At 63.2% G+C, this 24189-nt stretch carries 22 protein-coding genes; 9 read left to right on the plus strand and 13 right to left on the minus strand.

The window, feature by feature from the left end; genetic code table 11:
- Positions 1-24: 24 nt before the first annotated feature.
- Positions 25-915 carry a LysR family transcriptional regulator gene (locus M2394_RS02280; protein ID WP_259171470.1) on the plus strand — a complete coding sequence of 297 codons (891 nt, stop codon included), beginning with the start codon at positions 25-27 and terminating at the stop codon, positions 913-915.
- On the opposite strand, the gene M2394_RS02285 is transcribed toward M2394_RS02280, so the two are convergent.
- The gene (locus tag M2394_RS02285; protein WP_259171471.1) at positions 912-1403 is read right to left on the minus strand and encodes a helix-turn-helix domain-containing protein; all 492 of its coding nucleotides are present in this window, start codon (positions 1401-1403) and stop codon (positions 912-914) included. The two genes, M2394_RS02280 and M2394_RS02285, sit on opposite strands and share 4 nt — an antisense overlap.
- 100 nt (positions 1404-1503) lie before the next feature.
- On the opposite strand from M2394_RS02285, the gene M2394_RS02290 reads away from it, so the two are divergent.
- The 3 genes from M2394_RS02290 (at position 1504) to M2394_RS02300 (ending at position 3689) form a co-directional block, all read left to right on the plus strand.
- A complete protein-coding gene (locus M2394_RS02290; RefSeq protein ID WP_259171472.1) occupies positions 1504-2145 on the plus strand; it encodes an isochorismatase family cysteine hydrolase in 642 nt (213 codons plus the stop codon).
- 104 nt (positions 2146-2249) lie between these two features.
- A complete protein-coding gene (locus tag M2394_RS02295) occupies positions 2250-2753 on the plus strand; it encodes a lipocalin-like domain-containing protein (protein ID WP_259171473.1) in 504 nt (167 codons plus the stop codon).
- A gap of 63 nt (positions 2754-2816) precedes the next feature.
- Positions 2817-3689, plus strand: coding sequence for a LysR substrate-binding domain-containing protein (locus M2394_RS02300; protein WP_259171474.1), 873 nt, complete (start codon positions 2817-2819; stop codon positions 3687-3689).
- Here the strand turns inward: M2394_RS02300 and M2394_RS02305 are convergent.
- The 3 genes from M2394_RS02305 to M2394_RS02315 form a co-directional block, all read right to left on the minus strand.
- Positions 3662-4510, minus strand: a complete 849-nt coding sequence (locus tag M2394_RS02305; RefSeq protein WP_178920673.1) for a dioxygenase — start codon at positions 4508-4510, stop codon at positions 3662-3664. The genes M2394_RS02300 and M2394_RS02305 overlap by 28 nt on opposite strands.
- Positions 4511-4583: 73 nt before the next feature.
- The gene (treS, locus tag M2394_RS02310) at positions 4584-6650 is read right to left on the minus strand and encodes a maltose alpha-D-glucosyltransferase (RefSeq protein ID WP_259171475.1); all 2067 of its coding nucleotides are present in this window, start codon (positions 6648-6650) and stop codon (positions 4584-4586) included.
- Positions 6651-6737: 87 nt separating this feature from the next.
- Positions 6738-7505, minus strand: coding sequence for an AraC family transcriptional regulator (locus M2394_RS02315; protein WP_259171705.1), 768 nt, complete (start codon positions 7503-7505; stop codon positions 6738-6740).
- A 187-nt stretch (positions 7506-7692) separates the two neighbouring features.
- Here M2394_RS02315 and M2394_RS02320 point away from each other — a divergent pair, with 187 nt between their 5' ends.
- From M2394_RS02320 to M2394_RS02340, 5 genes are read left to right on the plus strand one after another with little or no spacing between them, the layout of a single operon-like run.
- A complete protein-coding gene (locus tag M2394_RS02320; protein WP_259171476.1) occupies positions 7693-9318 on the plus strand; it encodes an APC family permease in 1626 nt (541 codons plus the stop codon).
- A gap of 11 nt (positions 9319-9329) precedes the next feature.
- Entirely contained in the window at positions 9330-10256 is a 927-nt protein-coding gene (locus M2394_RS02325; protein ID WP_259171477.1) for a 4-hydroxyproline epimerase, read from the plus strand.
- Between the two features lie 41 nt (positions 10257-10297).
- Complete coding sequence (locus M2394_RS02330) at positions 10298-11245, plus strand: dihydrodipicolinate synthase family protein (protein WP_178920666.1); 948 nt, start codon at positions 10298-10300, stop codon at positions 11243-11245.
- Positions 11246-11302: 57 nt separating this feature from the next.
- Positions 11303-12874, plus strand: a complete 1572-nt coding sequence (locus M2394_RS02335; protein ID WP_259171479.1) for an aldehyde dehydrogenase (NADP(+)) — start codon at positions 11303-11305, stop codon at positions 12872-12874.
- Between the two features lie 3 nt (positions 12875-12877).
- On the plus strand, positions 12878-14137 hold the full coding sequence (locus M2394_RS02340; RefSeq protein WP_259171480.1) for an FAD-binding oxidoreductase: 1260 nt from the start codon (positions 12878-12880) through the stop codon (positions 14135-14137).
- Here M2394_RS02340 and M2394_RS02345 read toward each other — a convergent pair.
- The 9 genes from M2394_RS02345 to argH all read right to left on the minus strand — a co-directional run bounded on the left by M2394_RS02345 (position 14119) and on the right by argH (position 24186).
- Positions 14119-15036, minus strand: a complete 918-nt coding sequence (locus M2394_RS02345) for an ADP-ribosylglycohydrolase family protein (protein WP_259171481.1) — start codon at positions 15034-15036, stop codon at positions 14119-14121. The two genes, M2394_RS02340 and M2394_RS02345, sit on opposite strands and share 19 nt — an antisense overlap.
- 45 nt (positions 15037-15081) lie before the next feature.
- A complete protein-coding gene (locus tag M2394_RS02350) occupies positions 15082-16065 on the minus strand; it encodes a GlxA family transcriptional regulator (RefSeq protein ID WP_259171706.1) in 984 nt (327 codons plus the stop codon).
- A gap of 70 nt (positions 16066-16135) precedes the next feature.
- Positions 16136-16804 carry a signal peptidase I gene (lepB, locus tag M2394_RS02355; protein ID WP_178920658.1) on the minus strand — a complete coding sequence of 223 codons (669 nt, stop codon included), beginning with the start codon at positions 16802-16804 and terminating at the stop codon, positions 16136-16138.
- A gap of 413 nt (positions 16805-17217) precedes the next feature.
- Complete coding sequence (locus tag M2394_RS02360) at positions 17218-18225, minus strand: hypothetical protein (protein ID WP_259171484.1); 1008 nt, start codon at positions 18223-18225, stop codon at positions 17218-17220.
- 153 nt (positions 18226-18378) lie between these two features.
- Positions 18379-18987: a LysE family translocator gene (locus M2394_RS02365; RefSeq protein WP_178920654.1), complete on the minus strand. Its 609-nt coding sequence runs from the start codon at positions 18985-18987 to the stop codon at positions 18379-18381.
- A gap of 69 nt (positions 18988-19056) precedes the next feature.
- Positions 19057-20001, minus strand: a complete 945-nt coding sequence (locus tag M2394_RS02370; RefSeq protein WP_259171485.1) for an alpha/beta fold hydrolase — start codon at positions 19999-20001, stop codon at positions 19057-19059.
- 202 nt (positions 20002-20203) lie between these two features.
- The gene (locus M2394_RS02375; RefSeq protein ID WP_176995965.1) at positions 20204-20668 is read right to left on the minus strand and encodes a hypothetical protein; all 465 of its coding nucleotides are present in this window, start codon (positions 20666-20668) and stop codon (positions 20204-20206) included.
- Positions 20669-20837: 169 nt separating this feature from the next.
- Positions 20838-22670 (minus strand): ABC transporter ATP-binding protein, encoded by a 1833-nt coding sequence (locus tag M2394_RS02380; RefSeq protein ID WP_259171486.1) that lies wholly within the window; start codon positions 22668-22670, stop codon positions 20838-20840.
- A 10-nt stretch (positions 22671-22680) separates the two neighbouring features.
- Entirely contained in the window at positions 22681-24186 is a 1506-nt protein-coding gene (argH, locus tag M2394_RS02385) for an argininosuccinate lyase (protein ID WP_259171487.1), read from the minus strand.
- Positions 24187-24189: the final 3 nt, after the last annotated feature.

Consider the following 24189-nt stretch of genomic DNA (forward strand, 5'->3'; position numbering starts at 1 on the left):
TCGAAAAGATGATGAGTATTACGCATGCTATTCCAGGACCTGAAAGCCTTCGTCACGGTGATTGAAAGCGCTTCACTGACCAACGCGGCGCAGAGCTTGTGCTTGACCCAGTCCGCCGTGTCCCGCCGCATCCAGCACCTGGAAGAGACCTTGGGCGAAGCGCTGCTTGATCGCACCACGCGCCCGCCCTTGCCCACGGCCATGGGGCACCGCGTCTACGAATTGGCCGTGGGCCTGTTGCGCGACGCCGAGCATTTGCTCAGCCTGCCTCAGGAAAGCGCAGTGCCCAGCGGGCGGTTTCGCGTGGGGCTGACGCAGATCGTCGCGGACGCCGTGGTGTTTGACGTGGTGACCCGCATGCGCGAGCAACTGCCGAGCCTTGAACTGCAGATCGTCACCGACTGGAGTTCCGAACTGGAGCAGCAGATGCTGGCCGGCGAACTGGACGCCGCCACCCTGATGTTGCCAGCGGCCAGCCGCCCACCCGCGGCACTGGAAGGTCAACGGGTGACCACGCTCGATATCCTGGTGGTGCAGAGCCAATCAAAACCCCTGGTGAATGCCGCCACCCAGATCAAACACCTGGCCGCTCAAGAGTGGGTGCTCAACCCCAAGGGCTGCGGCTATCGAGCGGCCCTGGAGGCGGCCATGGGCGGGCGCGGGCACACCCTCAAGCTCGCGGTGGACACCCACGGCGCCGCCATGCAAATGCGCATGGTCGCGGCCGGCCTGGGCCTGGGGCTGATCCCGGCGACGCTGCTGCCCGGCAACCCGTACGCACACGCGTTGTCAGTGGTGAGCATCGAGGACTTCCAGCTCAAGATGGGCATTTGGGTCACGCACTCGCCCCGCCCGGGCAACTTACGGCTGGCCAATCAGTTGCTGATCCAGGCCATCACCGACGGCCTGGGTTAGGCACCCTCACGGCGCAACTGGCGTTCCAGGGCATACCCCTCGCTCAGTTCGCCCACCAGTTCGCCCCGACGCAAGGGCTCACCGCAATGCTCACACAATGGGCCCAAGCCTGCAGGCTGGCCGCAGGGCACGTGGATGTAATTCACCGCCCTGTCCTCGCCCGGGGACTTGCACCAGGTTTCGCCCCAGGCGCGCAACGCCAGCACCACCGAATAGAACCCCTCACCTTTCGGCGTGAGGAAATATTCGTAGCGCAAAGGCCGCTCGCTGTAAGGCCGGCGCTCCACCATCCCATCGGCTTCCAGGCCTTTGAGGCGCGCAGCAATCATTTGCGGCGTGCCACCGCTTTGTACCTGGATTTCGTCGAACCGATGGTTGCCCATGAACAATTCGCGCAGCACCAGCACCGTCCAACTGCTGCCCACGATCTCCTCCGCGCGGGAGACCGGGCACAGGGTTTCAGGCGCAAGTTTCTTCTTCAACGACATACGGACGTTGCCTCTGAAAAGTAACTATGATTATCATAGCATAATGCAGACGGGCACCCCGAACTGCTTATGCGCCTCTGAATGCCTTGGAGAACGGATCATGACGACCCCCGCCTACCCCCTCGATCGCACCGCGTATCTGCTGGTCGATCCCTACAATGACTTTCTCTCCGAAGGCGGCAAGGTCTACCCCTTGATCAAGCCCACTGCCGACCAGGTCAACCTGCTCGACAACCTGCGCACCCTCGACAAAACCGTACGCAGCCTGGGCGTGCAGGTGGCGATTGTACCGCACCGTCGCTGGGAGAAAGGCGACTACGACAGCTGGAATCACCCAAGCCCCACCCAATCCAAAATCCAGCACATGCACCACTTTGCCCGAGGCGAATGGGGCGGTGACTGGCACCCGGATTTCGCCCCGCAGCCGGGCGACATCGTGGCTCGAGAGCATTGGGGGTCCAGCGGTTTTGCCAACACCGACCTCGACTTTCGCCTCAAGCAGCAAGGCATCACCCACGTGATCATCGTCGGTTTGCTGGCCAATACCTGTATTGAAGCGACTGCGCGCTACGCCGTGGAACTGGGCTACCACGTCACCCTGGTGCGCGACGCTACGGCGGCCTTCGGCCCCGAATTCATGCACGCCGCCCATGAGCTCAACGGGCCGACCTTTGCTCATTCGATTGTGACCACGGCCGAACTGGTTTCGCGCCTGCTGCACAACGCCTCGCAAAGCCACTGAGGCTTCAGTTTTTCAACAGTCTCACGTTCATACTATCCGTTAGTGCGGTGAAAGCGCCGTTGGTAGGCTCGGCGCTCGCATTCACCCAAAGGCTGGAGAAAAACATGATGCTTGGCAAAACCCTGATTCGCGCCCTGACGTGCCTGGTGCCGCTGGCACTGACGCTGCCCGCCTACGCCGCCTTTCCCCTGCAAGGCACCTGGACCCTCACCGCTTCGGACAACATCAATCCCGACGGCACCCGCATTCACCTGTACGGCGATGACCCGCAAGGCACGCTGAATTTCGACGCCACCGGTCATTACTCGCTGCAGATCATGAGCAAAGTGCGCCCCAGGTTCGCCGCCAATGACAAGAGCAAAGGCACCCCCGAAGAGTACCGCGCGACAGTCGTGGGCACCCAATGCCACTTCGGCACCTACACCGTCAACGAGAAGGACCACACCATTACCCTGCACGTGGAGCACGCCACCTACGCCAACTGGGAAGGCGCCAACCTGACTTGGCCCTACACCGTCGATGCCGAGCACGCCACGTTCACCGTCCCGCACCCTACGATTGGTGGCCCAGGCGTGTACGGCGAAATCGCCTACGTGCGCACCCACTGAACCAATGCCAAACGCCGCCAGGGATTCGGCGGTTCCACCCACTCATTCACAGGCAGGAACCCCATGCCCATCGATCTGGACCTGGACGTGCTACGCACCTTGATCGCCGCCCAGCAACTGGGGGCCATGAACCGTGCGGCCGATAAGGTCGGGCGCTCCCAGTCGGCCGTCAGCCAGCAGATTCAGAAGCTGGGGCACCGCATCGGCCAACCACTGTTTCGCAAGCAAGGTCGCGGACGTGTACTCACTGAAGCCGGGGAAATTTTGCTGGCCTACGCCCGACGCATGATTGACCTGAATGACGAAGCCGTCACCGTGATCAGCGGCATCAAAGTCAAAGGCGTGGTGCGTTTCGGCTTTTCCGGAGACTTGGTCCACACCTGGCTGCCCCTCGCGTTGCAGCAGTTCAAATGCTGCTACCCGAACATCCGCATCGAAGCCACGGTAGACCGCAACGCCGCGCTGATCGAGCGCCTGGAAAAGGGCCAGCTCGATCTGAGCGTGTTGCTCAGTGGCAAGGTCAGCGTGGAAGCCCAGGTGTTGTCCACCGTGCCGATGGCGTGGATCGGCCGCCCCGGCGACCAGTTGAGGGCCGGCGAGCCGGTGCAACTGGCGGTGCTGGAAGCGCCGTGTTTCTTCCGCACGGCGGCGATCAATGCGCTGGATGAAGCGGGGATCCCTTGGGAAATCGCCTTTACCACCGCCAACGTGTCCGGCTTATGGGCGGCGGTCAATGCCGGCCTGGGCATCACCCTGCGCACGCAGATGAGTGCACCCCAGGGCCTGGAGGCCATCCGTGCCAGCCAAGCCCTGCCAGCGCTGCCTCCCGTGCATGTGTTCCTCAGCTCAGCCGGGCGCGCCTTGACCCCAGCCGCGACGTGCCTGAAAGACGTGCTGATGCAGACGCTTCACTCACTCTCCAGCACAAACTCGTAATACGCGCGCTTGAACGGTAACGGCATCCCGACCTGGGCGGACAGTGCATCCTGCTCCTCACGGTCTTCATAGACCACTTGCAACGACGGCTTGACCCCAAACACCGCATCCGAGCCCAGGTACGGGTCACCCTCGGTGAACAGGTGCGTAACCAGGCGCGTGTAACCCGGGCGTTCCAGCACGAAATGCACATGCCCCGGCCGCCAGGCCAGGCGCTGGGCGGCGTCGAGCATACGCCCCACCGGCCCGTCGGTCGGCACCGGGTAGCACACGGGCAAAATGGTACGAATCGCGAAATCGCCGTTGGCGTCGGTACGGTAGCGGCCGCGCAGGTTGCCAGTGGGTTGGTCGACATCCTGTCCGGAATACATGCCATTGCTGGCGGTCTGCCAAACATCCAGCACCACATCGGCCACGGGTTGGCCGTGAGTATCCAGCACACGCCCGTGGATCAACGTGGCGTCACCCGGCGTGAACGCCATGTTTTCACCAAAGGCCCGGTCCGGCATGCCGTCGATATAGAACGGCCCGAACACCGTGGTTTCGGTGCCGTTGGCGACTTGGCGGTGGTTGATCTCATCCACCAGCATCGACAGCCCCAGGGTGTCCGACAGCAGGATGAATTCCTGGCGGATAAACCCGTCGCACATATGGCCGGTATCGGTCAGGAAGCGAATGCCCTCCCACCATTCCTCCTCGGTCAGTTCCACCTCGTCGGCAAACGCGTGCAGGTGGCGCACCAGGCTTTGCATGACCTGTTTGAAACGCGGGTCGGGCGCGTTTTCGAAGCTCTTGAGGGCTTGTTGGGTGATCGATGACATGCTGTGCGCGCTCCGAGGCGATGACGGTTACTGATGGAACGCCTCGGTGCGCGCCTTTATTCCATGAAACCTGCTACAGCATCGGCGTACTGCTCACCACCCGCAGCGCCAGGCCCTCATAGGCATCCAGGGTGATGGTGAAATCCCCTTCGGCAGTCAGGTCGCCCTCGACCCGTTCATTGATGATGTCCACCACCGGCCCAGGCGCAATGTCGGGCAGGTGCAAGGTTTCGGTGATGGGTGTCGCGCCAAAGTTGAGCGCGGTGATTTGCGTGCCCTTCCCGGCCGGCAGTTCGTGGACCATCACCAGCAAGCCGGGGTGCTCCACATCCGGTATCAGGATCTGGCGGCTGGCGGCGATGTCATAGGCCCGGCGCACCGCCAGGATTTTCTGCAGCTGCGACGCGAAGGATTCAGGGTCCTGCAACTGGCTGTTCAAGCTGCCATACAAGGTTTTCGAACGCGGCATTTGCCCCGCGGAGAGCACCGCCTCGGGGTTCAGGTCCACCAGGTCATAGGCACCGCGATGAATCCAGCGCGTATCGCCATCGGTCATCAGGTGCACCACCTCATCCGCCGCCAGCGGCAGAGCGCCCACCAGGTCCCAGCCGGACAAGGCAAACACCCCGGGCTGCATCGCGTTGTACATCACCAGCAGCAAATGGATCTGGCGGATTTGCACGATATCGGCGGGCGTGATGGCTTCCAGGTCGCGAATGCCCAGCGCGGCGGTGATGATACTGGCGGTGGTGCAGGACACGCCGTTGGTCACGAACTTGAGGTTGTAAGGGGCGTGTTCACCGGCCAGACGCTCGTACATCTGCTCGCGGATATGCTCGCGCAGGCTGTTGCCGGGGAACGTCTGGCCTTGGTAGGGGTAACTGTCGTGGGCGTGCAAGGTCCAGAAGTGCACCAGTTCCAAAGTCAGTTCGTCGTGGTTTTGCAACGCATGGATCAGCGAGCCGGGGTCGATGCCCTGGCTGTGCATCTCGCGCAGCATCAGGCGCAGGAACTCGGTGTCGCCCATCAACAGCGCATGTTGGTAGGCCGGGCGAGTGATGAAGTCATAGGACAAATCGGCGCCGCCGTGAGACATGGCGGCGATATCGTCGACCGTGAGGTTCAGTTCCTGAAAGCTGAAGCCCCCGGCTTTGCGGATCGCACCGCCGAGCAACTGGTTGCCGGTGATCGACAACGGGTGGCTTTCCGACCACGCGGTGCCGTCCAGCTTGCGCTCCACGCCGAGAAAGCCATTGGCATCCAGGCGCAGGATCTTCGCGCCCATCACATCAATGGCGTGCAGGGCATCGCCAATGATCATCTGTTGCGCTGCAAACGACGGGTCCAGCCAGTTCAGCGACGGCTGGCCCTCCTTGAAATAGTGCAGGTACACCCAGCGACGTGGCTTGCCGTCCACGCCCACCACCACGGGCGTGGCGCTCCAATCGGTTTCCTTCACCCCGGGCTCGAAGAAGATCACCCGCTGCAGTTGGCCGACGATGTAGTGCTTGTCGCGCAGCACGTCGACCTGTTGCGGGCTGAGGTTCTGCGCATCGCGCCCCGGGGTGACGTCAGGCAGGAGCGCCCAGTCTTCTTCGCGGATCTCCACCATGTGGTACAGGCCGGGATAGTCTTCATAGGCCATTTCGGCGAGACGGAAGTCGGCGCCCTTGCCGGTGTGGGACGGGATCACGTCGTCGATGATCACCGCGTTGTGCGCAGCGGCCATGCGCGTCAGGGCCTGCAACTGCGCCTCGGTGCCCAATTGCGGGTCGATCTCGAAGCTGATGCGGTCGAAATTGCCGTCGATGGTCGGCGTGTGTTCGGTGCCCGACAGGCCACCGGACTTTTTCAACGGCCCGTTATGAATGCCCTGGATACCAATCTTCGACAACGCCTGCCACAGCGCCTCATCGCCCAGCGCTTCAAGCACCGTGCCGTTCTCGCGAGTGACGATGGACGCCGGGTACGCGGTGAACCACACCGACGACAACGCTGACGCATCCCGTGGCCGCGTCTGCGCATAGGGTTGCTGCCACAACCGGCCCTGCCCCGAATACAGCCGGGCCCGCTGTCGCGCCGCGTGCAGCATCGATTGCTCCACCAGCCAGTTCACATGGTCCTTGTCCGCCGCCGTCATAAGCCTGATACCTGCCGTCGTGAAGGGTTGCTCGTAAGCATAGGAGCGGCAACGGGCGGCATTCGTTGCATTGGATATCCCGGGCAGTCAGGCCAGTTGCCGATACTGCCTTGGCGTAAACCCGGTCAACGCCTTGAACTGGCGGGTGAACGCGCTGTGATCGGTGTAGCCACATTGCAGCGCCACCTCGGTGATCGGCAGCTCGGTATGCAACAGCCGGTGCGCGTGTTCCAGGCGGACTTTCTGGATCATCTGGCGCGGTGTCAGGTGGAACACGCGCTTGCAGTAGCGCTCCAGCTGCGCCACGGAAATCCCGGCGATGCGGGTCAGTTCACCCAGGGTGACGCGGCGGTTGAAGTGCTGGCGGATGTGTTCATCCACCGCCGCCAGACGCTGGTAGGCCGGGTGGGTTTCGCTGGCCGATTGCAGGTCCACCGAAATACCGGCTAAGCCGATGATCTGACCGGCGTGGTTGTACAGCGGCCACTTGTGGGTCAAACACCAGCCAGGTTCGCGGCTGCCGTACAGGTGCAGTTCCAATTGATCTTCGAGCACCAATCCTTCCTCAAGTACACGTCGGTCCTGTTCGGTGTACCCCGGCCCCAGTTGTGCGGGGAACACGTCGGCGCTGGTCTTGCCCAGCAACGGTTGCAACTGCCGCAGGCCGCAGCGTTGCACCAGGGTGCGGTTGGCGAGCACGTAGCGCGCGTCGACATCCTTGATAAAGATCGCCGCGTTGGGGATCACATCCAGCATCGGCAACAGCTGCGCCACCCCGGCCAACAGCTGCTCGATGCTCTGGGGACGATTGGCTCCATCCCCCTGGCAAAGGGTTGCAAACGCGCTCTGCAGCATGACTTTCACTTCCCGATTCTGGCACCGACGCCGAGCAGATTGCCCCATGCCCAGGGCGCTGTCGAGCGCCGGCAATTGTGCCGAATTCGTCATTCCCGCTTGCGTAAAACATCAATCGCCGCCGAGCTGATCGGTTCACGATGTCGCCACTGCATGCCTATCCAATAACTCACAAGAAGGCGCCAACATGTCAGGTCAAGGCAAGTTCAAGAAACAACTTTCACTGATGGACCTCACCTTTATCGGGCTGGGTGCCATCTTCGGTTCGGGCTGGTTATTCGCGGCCAGCCACGTGTCGGCCATCGCAGGCCCGGCAGGGATTTTTTCCTGGTTACTCGGCGGTTTTGCCGTGCTGTTGCTCGGCATTGTCTACTGCGAACTGGGTGCCGCATTGCCCCGAGCCGGTGGTGTGGTGCGCTACCCGGTCTACTCCCACGGCCCGTTGCTCGGCTACCTGATGGGCTTTATCACACTGATCGCGTTTTCAAGCCTGGTGGCGATTGAAGTGGTCGCCTCGCGCCAATACGCAGCGGCGTGGTTCCCCGAGCTGACCAAAGCAGGTTCCAGTGACCCGACCACCCTCGGCTGGCTGGTGCAGTTCGCCCTGCTCTGCCTGTTTTTCGTCCTCAACTACCGCAGCGTGAAGACCTTCGCCATCGCCAACAACCTGGTGAGCGTGTTCAAGTTCATCGTGCCGCTGCTGGTGATTGGCGTGCTGTTCACCTTCTTCAAGCCGGCGAACTTCCAGGTCCACGGTTTTGCGCCGTTCGGCCTGTCGGGGATTGAAATGGCGGTCTCGGCCGGGGGCGTAATCTTCGCCTACCTGGGGCTGACGCCGATCATCTCGGTGGCCAGCGAAGTGAAGAACCCTCAGCGCACCATTCCCATCGCCCTGATCCTGTCGGTACTGCTGTCCACCGCCATCTACGTGCTGCTGCAAACCGCGTTCCTCGGCGGCGTGCCCACCGAAATGCTCGCCAACGGCTGGGCCGGGATCAGCAAGGAACTGGCCCTGCCTTACCGCGACATTGCCCTGGCCCTGGGCGTGGGTTGGTTGGCCTACCTGGTGGTGGCGGATGCGGTGATCTCTCCCAGCGGCTGCGGCAACATCTACATGAACGCCACGCCGCGTGTGGTGTATGGCTGGGCGCAGACCGGCACGTTCTTCAAGATCTTCACGCGTATCGATGAGAAGTCCGGCATCCCGCGCCCGGCGCTGTGGCTGACCTTTGGCCTGTCGGTGTTCTGGACCCTGCCGTTCCCGTCCTGGGAAGCGCTGATCAACGTGGTGTCAGCCGCGCTGATCCTGAGCTACGCCGTGGCCCCGGTCACCGTCGCCGCCCTGCGCCGCAACGCCCCGGGCATGGCGCGGCCGTTCCGGGTCAAGGGCCTGGGTGTGCTCGGGCCGCTGTCGTTCATCATCGCGGCGCTGATCGTGTACTGGTCGGGCTGGAGCACCGTGTCCTGGCTGCTCGGCCTGCAGATCCTGATGTTCGTGGTGTACCTGCTGTGCGCTCGCTGGGTGCCCACTGCCCACCTGAACCTCAAGCAACAAGTGCGCTCGTCAGCCTGGCTGATCGGCTTCTACGCGGTGACCATCCTGCTGTCCAAGCTCGGCAGCTTTGGCGGCATCGGCGTGATCAGCCACCCGTTTGACACGGTGGTCGTCGCGGTCTGCGCCTTGGGCATCTATTACTGGGGCGCCGCCACCGGCGTGCCAGCGCACCTGGTCCGTCTGGAAACCGAAGACGACGAAAGCGAAGTCGTCAGCGAAGCCCCCTACCGCGCACCGCTGTCCCCGGCCACCCATTGATGGAGCGTTTTATGAAACGGTTGCACGTTATCGACTCCCACACCGGCGGCGAACCCACGCGCCTGGTGATGAACGGGTTCCCCGAACTCACCGGCGCGACGATCGCCGACCAACTGCACAACCTGCGCACCCAGCACGATCAATGGCGCCGTGCCTGCCTGCTGGAACCGCGCGGCAATGATGTACTGGTGGGGGCGCTGTACTGCGAACCCGTCACGCCCGGCGCAACCTGCGGGGTGATTTTTTTCAACAACGCCGGTTACCTGGGCATGTGCGGCCACGGCACCCTTGGCCTGGTTGCCTCGTTGCACCACTTGGGGCGCATCACGCCGGGGGATCACACGATTGACACGCCAGTGGGCCCGGTGACTGCCACCCTGCACGCCGATGGCGCCGTGACCCTGCGCAACGTGCCAGCCTACCGCTTTCGCCATCAGGTGGCGGTCCAGGTTCCGGGCTACGGCGAAGTACTCGGGGATATTGCCTGGGGCGGCAACTGGTTTTTCCTGGTGTCGGAGCACGGCCAGGATTTGGAAATGGGCAACGTCGATGTCCTCACCGACTACACCTGGGCGATGCTCAAGGCCCTGGAAGACCAGGGCATCCACGGGGCGGACGGCGCACTGATCGACCACATCGAACTGTTCGCCGACGACGCCCACGCCAACAGCCGCAACTTCGTGATGTGCCCCGGCAAAGCCTATGACCGCTCACCCTGCGGCACCGGTACCAGCGCCAAACTCGCGTGCCTGGCCGCCGACGGAAAACTGCAGCCGGGTGAAGTGTGGGTACAAGCCAGTATCACCGGCAGCCAATTCGAAGGCCGTTATGAATGGGACGGCGAACACGTGCGCCCCTTCATCACCGGCCGCGCCTACATGACCGCCGACAGCACCCTGCTGATCGACGAGCAAGACCCTTTCGCCTGGGGCATTTGAGCCCCGCCGTCTTTATCTGAACACTGTAAGGAGCAAGAACAATGAGCGACAACATCTTCACCGGCTGCATCCCCGCGCTGATGACCCCGTGCACCGCCGACCGCCAGCCAGACTTCGACGCGTTGGTCGCCAAGGGCCGTGAACTGATCGACATCGGCATGAGCGCCGTGGTGTATTGCGGCTCCATGGGTGACTGGCCATTGCTCACCGAAGCCCAGCGCCAGGAAGGCGTGGCGCGCCTGGTCGCGGCCGGCGTACCGACCATTGTCGGCACCGGTGCGGTCAACAGCCGTGAAGCGGTGGCCCACGCCGCCCATGCCGCCAAGGTCGGTGCCCACGGCTTGATGGTGATTCCTCGCGTGCTGTCCCGAGGTGCTTCGGCGACCGCGCAAAAGGCCCACTTTGCCGCGATCCTCAATGCGGCGCCAAACCTGCCGGCGGTGATCTACAACAGCCCGTACTACGGCTTCGCCACCCGCGCCGACCTGTTCTTCGAACTGCGCCGCGAACACCCCAACCTGATTGGCTTCAAGGAATTCGGCGGCGGTGCCGACCTGCGTTACGCCGCAGAGAACATCACCTCCCAGGACGATGACGTGACCCTGATGGTCGGTGTCGATACCCAAGTGGTCCACGGTTTCGTCAACTGCAACGCCACCGGTGCTATCACCGGCATCGGCAACGCCCTGCCACGGGAAGTGCTGCACCTGGTGGCGCTGAGCAAAAAAGCCGCCAAGGGCGACGCCAAGGCCCGTCGCCTGGCCCGTGAACTGGAAGCGGCGCTGGCGGTGCTGTCGTCGTTCGACGAAGGCTGCGACCTGGTGCTGTATTACAAGCACTTGATGGTGCTCAACGGCGACCAGGGCTACGCCCTGCATTTCAACGAGACCGACGTACTCAGCGATGCCCAGCGCCGCTATGCCGAGCAGCAATACGCGCTGTTCCGCCAGTGGTACGCCAACTGGTCGGCCGAACAGAACCTAGCCTGACCCTGCGCGCCGCTGTGGTTCTCACAGCGGCCCCCCCCTTTTTTTCAGGACGACCCCATGACTCTGACGGGCAAGATGCTGATCGGTCAGCACTCACTCTCTGGCCATCGCGAAGCGATCCGGGCCATCAACCCCGCCACCGACACACCGCTGGAACCGGCCTACGCCGGTGGCAACGGCGAGCATGTCGCTCAAGCCTGCGCCTTGGCCTGGGCCGCTTTTGACACTTACCGCGAAACCTCCCTGGCGGCACGCGCCACGTTTCTTGAAATCATCGCCGACCGCATCGAGGCCCTGGGCGACGAGTTGATCGAACGCGCCGTGGCCGAAACCGGCCTGCCGCGCCCGCGCCTCCTCGGTGAGCGCGGCCGTACCTGCGGGCAACTGCGCACCTTTGCCCGTACCGTGCGCGCCGGTGAATGGCTGGACGTGCGCGTCGACACCGCACAACCCGAGCGCCAGCCGCTGCCCCGTGCAGACCTGCGCCAACGCCATGTACCGCTGGGCCCGGTGGCGGTGTTTGGCGCCAGCAACTTCCCGCTGGCCTTTTCCGTGGCCGGCGGCGATACAGCGTCGGCACTCGCCGCGGGTTGCCCGGTGATCGTCAAGGCCCATGGTGCACACCCGGGTACCAGTGAACTGGTGGGGCGCGCGGTTGCCCAGGCGGTCAATCAGTGCGGGCTGCCAGAGGGTGTGTTTTCACTGCTGTACGGCTCAGGCCGTGAGGTCGGGATAGCGCTGGTGACTGACCCGCGTATCAAGGCAGTAGGGTTTACCGGTTCGCGCAGCGGCGGCGTTGCCTTGACCCAGGCGGCACAGGCACGGCCGGAGCCGATTCCGGTGTATGCCGAAATGAGTTCGATCAACCCGGTGTACCTGTTTGCTGCGGCACTTGAAGCGCGAGCTGAAAGTTTGGCCCAGGGGTTTGTCGCATCGTTGACCCAAGGCGCCGGGCAGTTTTGCACCAACCCCGGTCTGGTGATTGCCATCGCTGGAAGCGGACTGGATCGCTTCATCGGCGCGGCCGGCGAACAACTCGCACAGTGCACCGCCCAGACCATGCTCACGCCCGGTATCTTCAGCGCTTACCAAGCGGGCGTCGGCAGCTTGGCAGCCCATGCCAACGTTGTCGCCAAGGGCCTTCAAGCCCAGGGGCCGAACCAGGGCCAGGCGCATTTGTTCGTGACCCAGGCCAAGGCGTTTTTGACCAACACACACCTGCAAGCTGAAGTATTCGGCGCGGCTTCGCTGGTGGTGATCTGTGCCGATGAACGTGAAGTGCGCGAGGTTTCCGAGCATTTAGAGGGGCAACTCACGGCCACCTTGCACCTGGATGAGGGTGACCTGCCTTACGCCAAGGCATTGCTCCCGGTGTTGGAGCACAAAGCCGGGCGCTTGCTGGTCAACGGTTGGCCGACGGGGGTGGAAGTGTGTGACGCCATGGTCCACGGCGGACCGTTCCCGGCCACCTCCGACTCGCGCAGTACCTCGGTCGGTACGGCGGCGATCCTGCGGTTCCTGCGCCCGGTGTGCTACCAGGACTTCCCCGACACCCTGCTGCCCGACGCCCTGCAACACGGCAACCCGTTGCTGTTGCGGCGGTTGCTCAACGGCCAGAGAGAGGCCTAGGCCATGCCCGATTCCAACCGCCCAGACATCGCCGTCGTCGGCGCCGGTATCATCGGCGTCGCCTCTGCCCTGCAATTGGCGCGTCAGGGCCTGCGGGTCGTGGTGATAGACCCGCAGGAACCGGGCATGGGCGCGTCCTACGGCAACGCCGGGCACCTGGCGACCGAGCAGGTGTTTCCCATCGCCGACGCGTCGATCCTCAAGCGCCTGCCCGCCATGCTGCTGGACCCCATGGGCCCACTGCGCCTGGACTGGAAGTACCTGCCCCGCGCCCTGCCCTGGTTCGTACGCCTGCTGCTCAACCTGCGCCCGGCCAGCTACCGGCGTACCGTGGCGGGTATCCGCGCGCTGAACGAAGGCAGCCTGGGTGCCTGGCAACGTGTGCTGGGGTCTATCGGGCGCCCGCAGTTGTTGCGCGAAGACGGCTCGCTGCTGGTGTATGAACGCGCCGACTCCCGTGCCGCCCTTGATGCGCTGCAGGTGCGCATGCAGCAGCAAAACGTGCCGGTGGCCTACTGGTCTGGCGATGCTATCCGTGAAGCCGCGCCGCCATTGAGCGAGGGTATTCAAGGCGGGCTGTTCTTCCCCGCCACCGGGCATTTTCTCGACCCGTACCAGGTGGTGTGCGAGCTGGTCAGCGCTGCCAAGGCCGAGGGCGTGCAGTTTCTCAAGCAACGCGTGATGGATGGCCGAGTACACGCCGATGGCGTTTCGTTGGTCTGTGATCAAGGCTCCTTCGCGGCGCGCCAGGTGCTGATCGCCTGCGGCGCCCATTCGGCCAAGCTCACCGCTGCGTTGACGGGCAAGCACGTACCGCTGGACACCGAACGCGGTTACCACCTGATGCTGCCCCATGAGCATCAACGCCTGCCCTTCGCCGTTACGTCGCTTGAGCGCAAGTTCATCATGACGCCCATGGCCGGCGGCTTGCGCCTGGCTGGCACGGTGGAATTCGCCGGGCTGGAACGCCCGGCCAACCTGCAACGCGCCTGGCAACTGCACCGCTTGAGCCAGGGCTTGTTCCGCGACGACCTGAGCACCCGCGACGCCACCCCCTGGATGGGCTTTCGGCCCTCCCTGCCGGACTCGCTGCCAATCATCGATCGGGTGTGCGACGGCAAGGTGCTGCTTGCGTTCGGTCATCAGCACCTGGGGTTGACCCAGGCGGCGGTAACGGCGGAAATGATTGGGCAACTCGCTTCAACGGCCCCGACATTCTCAGGCTTGCCTGCGCTTGCGCCCTATCAACTGGACAGGTTTTGAGAAGCCCTCAATAGCGCGTCGGCCATCTCCTGGATCTCATCGCGCATGTGCAAGGTATCCAGCCAATGCGTCGGGATACCCGCTACGCCGTAAAAAGCGCCAGCCAGTTGCCCCACAATGGCGGCCGTGGTGTCGGCATCGTTGCCCAGGTTGGCCGCCGCCAACACGGCGTCAGCAAAGCTGTGGGTGTGATGAAAACACCAGAACGCTGCTTCGAGTGCCGCCACCGAATACCCCGAGCCGATGATGTCCTCACGGGGTTTGTCGCGGTACTCACCGCGCGCGATGGCCTCGACTTTTGGCGCGCTCAGTAGGGTTTGAGAGAGGTTTAAAACCTGTTCCTTGGGTAGACCGTCCAAGGCATTTGATAGCGCCTCGGCCAGCAGCCAACAACATTCAATGGCCTCTTGGGCGGCGTGGGTCGTTCGAGAACTTTCCCCACTGTAGAAGCGCACCTTCTCTCGGTCCGGGAAATAGAGCAGCACCACCGGTGCCAAGCGCATCAGCGAACCATTGCCCGCAGAAAACGGGTCGGTAGAGCCCGCAAACGGGTCACCGTCCTCCTGATACTTCGCCAACGCGGTACGCACCGTCAGGCCGATATCAAAACACTCGCCCGTTGCGCTCAAATAGCCCCACGTCCACCAGTTCAGGTAACGCCCCATCTGGTCCGCAGCATCGAAGCCGCCCTTGCGTATCAGGCTCTCGGCGAGGCACAGCGCCATCGACGTATCGTCGGTCCATTGGCCACACTTCAGGTTGAACGGGCCACCGCCCACCATATCCACCAGGGGTTCAAACGAGCCCCGAGGCATGAACTCAACGGTGGTGCCCACCGCATCACCGCACGCCAACCCCAGCAAACTCCCGCGATAGCGGTCTACACACGTAACAGACATCAGCATTCCTTGATAAAAAGCCCATCCCGACAAACAGGGGCCATGCTACTTGACCAACCGTTTCTCCTTGGAGGGGCGATATCCGAAATACGCGCTGTAACACTTGCTGAAATGACTCGGCGACACAAACCCGCACGCCACCAGCACGTCCACCTGTGACAGCTCGGTGTGCTGCAACAGCCGCCGCGCCTCGGTCACCCGCAATTCCATGTAATAGCGTTGCGGGGTGGTGCCCAGTTGTTCCTTGAACAGCCGCTCCAACTGACGGCGCGAGCGACCGGCGTAGACCGCCAACTGGTCCAGCTCCAACGGTTCTTCAAGGTTGGAATCCATCAGCTTGACCACTTCGCGCAGGGGGGCGCTGACGCAGACGTTTTCGGTGGGTTTGATGCGCCGGTAGCGTGACTCTTCAAAGGACAGAATGTCTTCTATGCCTTCGACCAATGCCTTGCCGTGCAGGCTTTTGATCCAGTCGAGCGCCATATGGAAGGCGCCCGAAGGGCTGGAGGCCGTGAGGCGGTCGCGGTCGATCACGTAGGGTTCGCTGGTGACCTGCGCCGCCTTGGCCACTTCCGCCAGCGCCGGGCGGTGTTCGGGGTGGATGGCGCAGCGGTAGCCTTGCAGTAACCCGGCGCGGCCAAGGAACCACGAGCCATTCCACAACCCGGCAAGGTTCACGCCGTGTTCAGCGGCGCTGCCCAGTAACTGGTTGAAGTCATCACTGGCCTTGAGCTCGGTGCGGAAACCGCCGCAGATCACCAGCAGGTCAAGGTCTTGCAGCACCGCCGGCACAAGGCGCGCATCCGGGCGGATCACCAGGCCCAGGTCGCTGATGACTTCGCCATCGTCCCAGCCGAAGGTGCGTGTGGCGAACAGTTGCGGGCGCAACAGGTTGGCGGTCACCAGGGTGTCGAGGGTCTGGGTGAAGGCCGGCAGGGAGAAATGTTCGAGCAACAAGAAGCCGACGCGGGTGGCCGGCGTCGGCTGTTGCGGGTTTTCGTTCAGGTAGCGCAGGTTCTTGCCTTTCATGCCACCGCTGAATTGGCGTCTTTCCATCGAGGGTTGGCCCACTCTTATTGTTGATGCAGTGGGCGCTATCTTAGAGGATTGGCGAGCCAAAGCGGCTAAATCGTGGCATCCAGTTATCGAGGATCTTCGCGGAGGCCAGGATATGGTGCGCATGCCCGATCAGCAGGCGGCGCGGCACAAAGCCGATGTAGCGTGAATCGGCGCTGTTGTCGCGATTGTCCCCGAGCATGAAGTAGCTGTCGGCCGGCACCACCACCGGGCCGAAGTCTCGTGCAGCACGCACCGCCGGCATGAACTGCACCGTGCGCCGGCTGCTGCTGGCCAGTTCAGTGAGCTTGATGCCCGGGATGGTTTGCCCCGGCCCCATGGGCTCGCTGATCGCCTGTTCATCCTGATAGGTGGCTGGCACACCGTTGACCCACAGCACCTCGTCCTTCATTTGCAGGGTGTCGCCGGGGATGCCGACGATGCGTTTGATCAGGCGCTCGCCGTCCTTGGGCGAGGAAAACGTCACCACATCGCCGCGTTGCGGGTTGCCCAACTCGGCCAGGGAGATGTCCGTGAGTGGCAGCTTGAGGTCATAGGCCACGCGGTTGACCAACACCACATCGCCTTCCACCAGGGTCGGGCGCATGGAGCCGGAGGGGATCGGGTTCCAGTCGGCCAACGAGGTACGGAAGATGCCGAAGCACAGCCAAAAAATGATCGCGTAACGGTACTTGCTCAGCCAACGTCGCATACATCCTCGCTCTGCATCAATCGGCGTAGAGCAGTGTCTACGCCAGCCACGGTCACTTTTGGCAACAATCATTGCCCGACATGAAGATTACATTAAGGCACAAGGCCTGGCGTGCAATGCACGGTATAAACGGCTGATCTTCATAAAGCCGGTGCTCTGCAAAGCCCTGTGCTGAGCACTCACAGCCCCATCTGATACGGTTTTTTCTTTTGCATCTGCGTCTGTATCGAAATCTGCCTCGGGCGGACAATGGCGTCACTCCCGACACCCGTGTCGAGCGCGGCAGGAATCTCCCCGCCGTCCCCTTCCCTTCGGAGGCCTTATGACCAAGATGGCACTTTTCCTGTTCGGCTTTCTGGTGCTGACCATCGGCATCGGCCTGCTGGCGACCATCTCGCCGGTTTAAGCAGTACTCAGCGGAACGTCACCATTTCGAAATCCGCCGAGGTGCCCGCGGCCTGCGCCGCCAGGTCGCTGATCGCAATTGTGCGCACCTGCACGCCCTCATTCCACGGGTTGGTGTAACTGAGCTGGCCACTCGCCGGGTCGATATGGATGATCGCGAAGGCATGCCCGTCACCTTTGGACCAATCGCCATTCCGCGCCGGTTTGCCGCCGAACACGATAGCCGCCCGGCTGCCGACCCCACTCGCATGGCTCAACAGAAACTGGGTGATGTCCTGGGGCGAACTGTGGGCGTCGGCCAGGCGCTGGTGATCACCGTACTGACCCGCCAGCAGCTCCATGACCTTGTTGGTCGGCAGCGAGCCCTTGGCCGGGTCGAGGTGGAAGTACTGGAACATCGCCCCTACCACCGCCGCCGCGGGCGCGTCGCCCTTGCCATATTGGTCGAGGTCGGCGGCTTGCAGGTGGAACACCGTTGAAGGCGCGCCCGGCAGGCTCACATTGAAACTGCCGTCCGCATTGAGCGTGACGCCGCGTTGCAGGATCTGCGCGCCCATCTGGGTGTTGGAAAACGCCTTGACCACCGAAATGCCCACACAGTCGCCTTCGCTGGTCTGGTTCAGGTGGGTGCCGATCGGCTGGGTGATGGGGTTGCCGGCCAGGGCGGGCTTCCAGGGGCCGGCGTCGATCACGCTGCCCTTGGCGTCGCGCTGCAAGGCGCGAATGCTGCCGTCGGCGCTGTAGCTGCCGTCGCTCAGGGAAGCGACGATGTTTTTCACGTCGGTGTTGAGGTTGTCACGCGCTCCGCCATCACGCTGCATCGTCGCCTGGAACGCCTGGGCTGCTGTCGTGATGCGCTGGCGGGTGTCGGCATCAGGCCGGCCGCCGCGGCTGCGGTCAAGCTCGGTGATCAATTGGTGGTACGTGGTTTCAATGGCGCGGATGCCGACGAGGTTATCGGCATGGGCGGCGACGGACGCCGCCATGAGCACAGCAAGGACGAGGGGACGCTTCACACTCGGGTTTCTCATAGAAGGATTCTGAAGCGATACTTCGAACCCGACGCCCGTTCAATCGCTTCGTGCCGCAACATCCCGTAGCAGGCCTGACATGCAGCGCCGAGCATGCAGTAGCCCGTCAAACCCCGTCAATGGCGGCACGCGGCTATATCAGCTGGCAACCAGCATCGGGTACAACGACACCACCAACAGCGCCGCCATCGACCAGTTGAACAGTCGCAGCCAGCGCGGCTCGCGCAACACGTTGCGCAGCCCGCTGCCACACACCACCCACACACAGACACTGGGCAAGTTGACCACGGCAAACACCAGGGCAATCACCAGCACATTGGTCACGTAGCCCTCAGCCGGCGTGTAGGTGGTGATCGCCCCCAGCGCCATGATCCAGGCCTTGGGGTTGACCCACTGAAAGGCTGCGGCGCCCAGGAACGTCATCGGCTTGCCCTGTGCATCACTGCCCTCGGACATGCCTCCGGCGTTGGCGATTTTCCACGCCAGATACAGCAAGTAGGCGGCGCCGGCATAACGCAATACGGTGTAGGCCCACGGGAACACCTTGAACACCTCGCCCAGCCCCAGCCCGACCGAAATCACCAGCAGCATGAACCCCACGCTGATCCCCAGCGCATGGGGCATGGAACGGCGAAAACCGAAGTTCACCCCCGACGCCAGCAGCATGGTGTTGTTGGGCCCCGGCGTGATCGACGACACAAAGGCGAACAGCACAAAGGCCGACAACAGGCTGGTAGACATGAACATGGTGCGGCATCCAGGCGATGAGGTATGCCTGCGACAGTAGTGGTTTCTGGATCCAACCGCCCCGTACAGCTAGGGGCGGATCGAGGAATACACTTTGGCGCACTCGAGAAACCGGCGACAGTGCGCTGCGGTTTGCTCGGTGCACTCGATCATCGGCAGGTGGCCGATGCCGTCGAGGATCTCCAGGTGCGCATGGGGAATGCCCGCCAGCCAGGTGTGCGCGCTGGCCACTGGCACCATGCGGTCTTCGCGGCCCCACAGGATCAGGCTGGGCACCCGCACCTGGGGCAGCCAGGGTTCCAGGCGCGGGCTGTCGGAGAAGTTGGCGAAGATCTCAGTCAAGGCCTCGCGCCGGCGGATGTAGGTGTGTGCTTCGGCGGCCAGCAGCACTTCAGGAATGTAGGGTGGCGCGGCCATGGTCATGGCGAAAAAGCGGTCGAACTGTGCCCGTGAATGAATCAGGAACGGGTTGTCGCCGCGGTTGACCAGTTCTTCCACTTCGTTCGGTTGCGGCAAGCGCACACCCGCCGCACCGATCAGCCCCAGGGAAATCACGCGCTGCGGGTAATGGGTCGCCAACCAGGTGGCCACATAGGCGCCCATGGAACTGCCGATCACATGCACCTTGTCGATGTGACACGCGTCCAGCAACGCCACCATGCGCCGCGCCTGTGCCGCGATGCTGTAGTCGCCGCCTGCCACAAAGGCATTTTTACCGTGGCCGGCAAGGTCCGGGATCAGCAGCCGGTAGTCGTCGACAAAGTGCCGGGCAAACCCCAGCCACACGCCTTTGTCGGCACTGAACCCATGCAGCAGCAACAGGGCTGGCGCGTGACGCTCCCCCCCTTGGTAAGTCGCCAGGGTCATGCCCTTGATCGGCACGGTGATCGCCTTGAGCCGCGAGCGCCGCGATTCGACACGGGCGATGACCTCGAACAGCACATCCCCCACCCGTGGGTACGTCCACCACACGCACGCGGCAACGATGGCAAGCAAAGCAACCACGACAAGCATCAAGGCATCTCCGACAGCGAGGTGAATAAACGGATGGCAGGCAATCGCGGGCGCACTGCAATTGGATTGCCTTCACTGATCGGTATACTTGCGCACTTCGCTTGAATCGGCGCTGAACACATCACGAAAGGAAGAAAGATGGGTAAACGGTTCCCGACCAACCTCCCGGGAACCGTTTATCAGGCCTGACAGCGCCCGTCACTCAGTTCTGCGGCCGTTGCTTGGTCGAATCCAGCTCGGCTTTCTTGGCGGTGCTGATTTCGGTGATCTGCGCCGACTTGGCGATCGCCAGGTCAAAGGTGTCCTGCATCTTGGCGATGGCATCGGTCGAGGTGCCGTTCAAGCCACCGTTGGCCGCCCAATCGAAGTTCCACACGCCGGACAGGTTATCGGCACCGGCCACGTCGTGGGTTTCGATGGCGGTGAATACGTCCGGATGACGCTCCATGTACTTGGCCGCGTCGGACACATTGGCGGGCACCTTGCCAGAGGCATTGTTAGCTAGCTGTGTCAGCTCTTGCTTGGTAATGGCCGACTTGCCGCTCTGGCGCATGTAGTCGGCGATCACCTTGCTGGACTTGGCGATGTTCAACTTGTCATCGAACGAGGACGGTGAAGACTTTGGCGTGCTCGGCCCGCCGGTCGCGGGCGTTACGGTAGTAGACATCGGCGCTGCTCCCTCAATGAAACGAATGAAATCGTCGTGCTGACGATACCCCGTCGCGGACGGTAGCATGGGCAATGGGCCATTAATCACCCGCTTCACAACAATTCACAAGAACCGGAATATTTCGCGGGCAGCGACCAACTGTTGGCCGCTGCCCTGCCCGCCTTTCTCAGGCAACCGCCGAGGTCGCCACAAAGTGACCGGGGCTGACTTCCCGATAACTCATGGCTTGCGCACGGTGATTCACATCGTAGATGCGGCTCGGCACCGCCTCCTCCATCAAGCTGAAGGGCGTCCTGGCCGCGTTGAGGTCTGCCGACGGCACGGCGCTCAGCAATTTTTGCGTGTAGGCGTGCTGCGGGTTTTCGAACACCGCACGGCGCGGGCCGATTTCAACAATGCGTCCGTGGTACATCACCCCCACCCGGTGGCTGACGCGCTCCACCACCGCCAGGTCGTGGGAGATAAACAGAAACGCAATACCCATGTCCCGTTGCAGGTCCTGCAGCAGGTTGATCACCTGGGCCTGGATCGACACGTCCAGCGCCGACACGGCCTCATCGGCGATGATCAGCTTGGGCGACAGGGTCAGCGCCCGTGCAATGCAAATCCGCTGGCGCTGCCCACCCGAGAACTCGTGGGGGTAACGCTGGGCATGCTCGGCCGACAGCCCGACCCGCTCCAGCAAATCGCGCACGATCTTGCGCGCCGCCTCGCCTTGGGCAATCCGGTGCACCTGCAGCGGTTCCAGCAGGCTGTCCTCGATGGTCAGGCGCGGGTTCAACGACGCATAGGGGTCCTGGAACACCATCTGGATATCCCGGCGCAGGCGTTGCATGCCGCCCTTGTTCAGGCTGGCGAGGTTCTGGCCGCCGAACCGGATGTCCCCGCCCTGGATCGGCATCAGCCCGGCCACCGCGCGGGCGCTGGTGGACTTGCCACACCCGGACTCACCCACCAGGGCCAGGGTTTCTCCCGGGTAGATATCGAAGTCGATCCCTTCGACCGCATGCACCCGGCGCTGGACCTTGCCCAGCAGTCCGCCCTTGAGGTCGTAGCGGATGGACAGCGCCTTCACGCTCAGGATCGGCGCACCGGCGTAGTCAGGCGCCAGCGGCGGCAATGCTTGGGTTGGCTCGGTGTTGTCCTCAATCAGTGCAAACTTGGCCGGCAGCGACGTGCCGCGCATCGAGCCGATCTTCGGCACCGCCGCCAGCAACGCCTGGGTATAACGCTGCGTGGGCGCCAGCAACACCTCGCGGGCCGCGCCGTGTTCGACGGTCTCGCCCTTCTTCATCACCATCACCTGGTCGGCCACTTCGGCCACCACGCCCATGTCATGGGTGATAAAGATCACGCCCATGGCCAGGTCGTCTTGCAGCTCCTTGATGATCCGCAGGATCTGCGCCTGCACCGTGACATCCAGCGCCGTGGTCGGTTCGTCGGCGATCAGCAGCGTCGGTTCACACACCAGCGACATGGCGATCATGATGCGCTGGCGCATGCCGCCCGACAGCTCGTGGGGATAGCGGCCCATGACCTGCCGGGCATCGGGGATGCGCACCAGGTCGAGCATGCGCAAGGCCTGCGCCTCGGCTGCCGCGCGGTTGCAGCGTTTGTGCAGCACGATGGCCTCGGTGAGTTGGGCGCTGATCTTGAACACCGGGTTGAGCGAAGTCATCGGCTCCTGGAAGATCATCGACATGGCCGCCCCCCGCAGGCGGCGCAACACCGACTCGGGGGCGTTGACCAGGTCGATGGTCTCGTTGTTGCGGGTGTGCAACTCCATCGAGCCGGACAACACGCGGCCACCGGCGCGTTTGACCAGCCCCATCATGGCCATCGATGTGACGGACTTGCCCGAGCCGGACTCGCCGACAATGGCCAGGGTCTGGCCACGCATGACCTCGAAGGACACATCGCGCACCACGGCGGACTCACTGCCCCGCGGCCCGAACCCGACACTCAGGTTACGCACACGGGCTACCAGATTCTGTTCCATGCCTGCTCCTTTAATCGACGATGCGCGATACGGCGGCATCCAGGTCGGCACGCGAACGGGCGACGTGTTGCCGGTGCTGGGCGACCCATTCACGGTCCTGCTGCAGCTCGCTGCTGGCGACTGCCAGCAGGCGGCTGACTTCACCAGGGCCAACGCCACCGGTGGAGGTACGCGTTTCGACAAAACGCCGAGGGTTCAGGGCATCACGGACCTGCTCGTCGGAATAACCCAGGGTGGAGCCGATGGTTTCCAGCGCCGCCTCATCCAGCGCCGCCCCCGTGACAGCGCCCGGCGCCACGCCCGCCACCAGGCAGTTGCGCACCAGCCGCGCCACCACGTGATGCACCTGGCGGAACGAGACACCCCGCTCACGCACAATCACGTCGGCCAGGTTGCTGGCCGTGCACCAACTGCCGGACAACAGCTCGGCCATGCGGTCTTCATGCACCACCAGGGTTTCAATGATGCCGGTGAACAGGTCCAGCATGCCTTCGGTGGTGGCGAGGGCGTCGTGGATCAGCGGCAGGTCGCGCATGGCCTGGTCGCCGGTGCCTTCGGAGCGAAAGGTGGCCAGCGCGGTGCTGAGCCAGGTCACCGAACCGCCAGCGGCTTTTTTGATGGTCTCCAGGCCGCTGGGGTTTTTCTTCTGCGGGAAAATACTGCTGGTGCCGCAGTAACCGTCGTGGCTTTCCACCGTCGCAAACTCGACGCTGGACCAGATGTGCAGGTCGGTGGCCAGGTCATTTAGGTCGGCCATGACAAAGGACAGCGCGCCGATGGTTTCTGCCGCATACCAGGCTTCGCGGCCCAGCTTGGAGTTTTCCACCAGGCTGTCGAAACCCAGCAAGTGCGTGGTGCGCTCACGGTCCAGCGGCCAGGATGTACCCGCCAGGCCTACCGCGCCCAACGGGTTGCGGTTGACTCGGGTATAAGCGTGCATCAACCGGCTGAAGCTGTCGTGCAGGCGCGAGGTAAAGCTCAGCAGATAGTGGCCGAACACCCAGGGCTGGGCGTGCTGCATGTGGGTGTAGCCGGGCATGATGGTGCCGGCGTGCTGCGCGGCTTTCTCGATCAAGGCCACCTGGAACTCATTGATACGCTCCAGCACTGCCAGGATGCGCGTGCGGTCATACAGCCGGCGCACCGTCGCGCCCTGGTCGATACGGCTGCGGCCGGTGTGCATCTGGCCGGCGGAGTCTTCACCGATCCTGGCGAACAGGTAGGACTCGACTTGTAGCAGAAAACTGCCTTTCTTCACATCGAAGGGGAAATCTGCCGAGGACATGTCCCGTATGCGCCGCAACTCGGCGAGGATGGCCTGCCCGACCGGCCGCGACAGGATCTTCTGTTCGACCAGCATCACCGTGTGGGCCAGGTCGACTTCGATGAACTCGTGGAACTGGCGTTTCTCGGTCTCCAGGGCCGGGATGTCGTGGTACTTGACCATGCGCTCGGCGGGAGGCGCGCTCAAACGGGCGTCGGTCAACAAGGTTTCGCTGGCATGTGCATTAGACATTTT

Origin of the sequence: Pseudomonas sp. BIGb0164 (assembly GCF_024810135.1) — a bacterium.
In the GTDB taxonomy this organism is placed as follows: domain Bacteria; phylum Pseudomonadota; class Gammaproteobacteria; order Pseudomonadales; family Pseudomonadaceae; genus Aquipseudomonas.

Excerpts from the sequence above, each read along its gene's own strand:
- M2394_RS02280 (WP_259171470.1), top strand. The coding sequence starts at position 25 with ATGCTATTCCAGGACCTGAAAGCCTTCGTCACGGTGATTGAAAGCGCT.
- M2394_RS02285 (WP_259171471.1), bottom strand. The coding sequence starts at position 1,403 with ATGTCGTTGAAGAAGAAACTTGCGCCTGAAACCCTGTGCCCGGTCTCC.
- M2394_RS02290 (WP_259171472.1), top strand. The coding sequence starts at position 1,504 with ATGACGACCCCCGCCTACCCCCTCGATCGCACCGCGTATCTGCTGGTC.
- M2394_RS02295 (WP_259171473.1), top strand. The coding sequence starts at position 2,250 with ATGATGCTTGGCAAAACCCTGATTCGCGCCCTGACGTGCCTGGTGCCG.
- M2394_RS02300 (WP_259171474.1), top strand. The coding sequence starts at position 2,817 with ATGCCCATCGATCTGGACCTGGACGTGCTACGCACCTTGATCGCCGCC.
- M2394_RS02305 (WP_178920673.1), bottom strand. The coding sequence starts at position 4,510 with ATGTCATCGATCACCCAACAAGCCCTCAAGAGCTTCGAAAACGCGCCC.
- treS (WP_259171475.1), bottom strand. The coding sequence starts at position 6,650 with ATGACGGCGGCGGACAAGGACCATGTGAACTGGCTGGTGGAGCAATCG.
- M2394_RS02315 (WP_259171705.1), bottom strand. The coding sequence starts at position 7,505 with ATGCTGCAGAGCGCGTTTGCAACCCTTTGCCAGGGGGATGGAGCCAAT.
- M2394_RS02320 (WP_259171476.1), top strand. The coding sequence starts at position 7,693 with ATGTCAGGTCAAGGCAAGTTCAAGAAACAACTTTCACTGATGGACCTC.
- M2394_RS02325 (WP_259171477.1), top strand. The coding sequence starts at position 9,330 with ATGAAACGGTTGCACGTTATCGACTCCCACACCGGCGGCGAACCCACG.
- M2394_RS02330 (WP_178920666.1), top strand. The coding sequence starts at position 10,298 with ATGAGCGACAACATCTTCACCGGCTGCATCCCCGCGCTGATGACCCCG.
- M2394_RS02335 (WP_259171479.1), top strand. The coding sequence starts at position 11,303 with ATGACTCTGACGGGCAAGATGCTGATCGGTCAGCACTCACTCTCTGGC.
- M2394_RS02340 (WP_259171480.1), top strand. The coding sequence starts at position 12,878 with ATGCCCGATTCCAACCGCCCAGACATCGCCGTCGTCGGCGCCGGTATC.
- M2394_RS02345 (WP_259171481.1), bottom strand. The coding sequence starts at position 15,036 with ATGTCTGTTACGTGTGTAGACCGCTATCGCGGGAGTTTGCTGGGGTTG.
- M2394_RS02350 (WP_259171706.1), bottom strand. The coding sequence starts at position 16,065 with ATGAAAGGCAAGAACCTGCGCTACCTGAACGAAAACCCGCAACAGCCG.
- lepB (WP_178920658.1), bottom strand. The coding sequence starts at position 16,804 with ATGCGACGTTGGCTGAGCAAGTACCGTTACGCGATCATTTTTTGGCTG.
- M2394_RS02365 (WP_178920654.1), bottom strand. The coding sequence starts at position 18,987 with ATGTTCATGTCTACCAGCCTGTTGTCGGCCTTTGTGCTGTTCGCCTTT.
- M2394_RS02370 (WP_259171485.1), bottom strand. The coding sequence starts at position 20,001 with ATGCTTGTCGTGGTTGCTTTGCTTGCCATCGTTGCCGCGTGCGTGTGG.
- M2394_RS02375 (WP_176995965.1), bottom strand. The coding sequence starts at position 20,668 with ATGTCTACTACCGTAACGCCCGCGACCGGCGGGCCGAGCACGCCAAAG.
- M2394_RS02380 (WP_259171486.1), bottom strand. The coding sequence starts at position 22,670 with ATGGAACAGAATCTGGTAGCCCGTGTGCGTAACCTGAGTGTCGGGTTC.
- argH (WP_259171487.1), bottom strand. The coding sequence starts at position 24,186 with ATGTCTAATGCACATGCCAGCGAAACCTTGTTGACCGACGCCCGTTTG.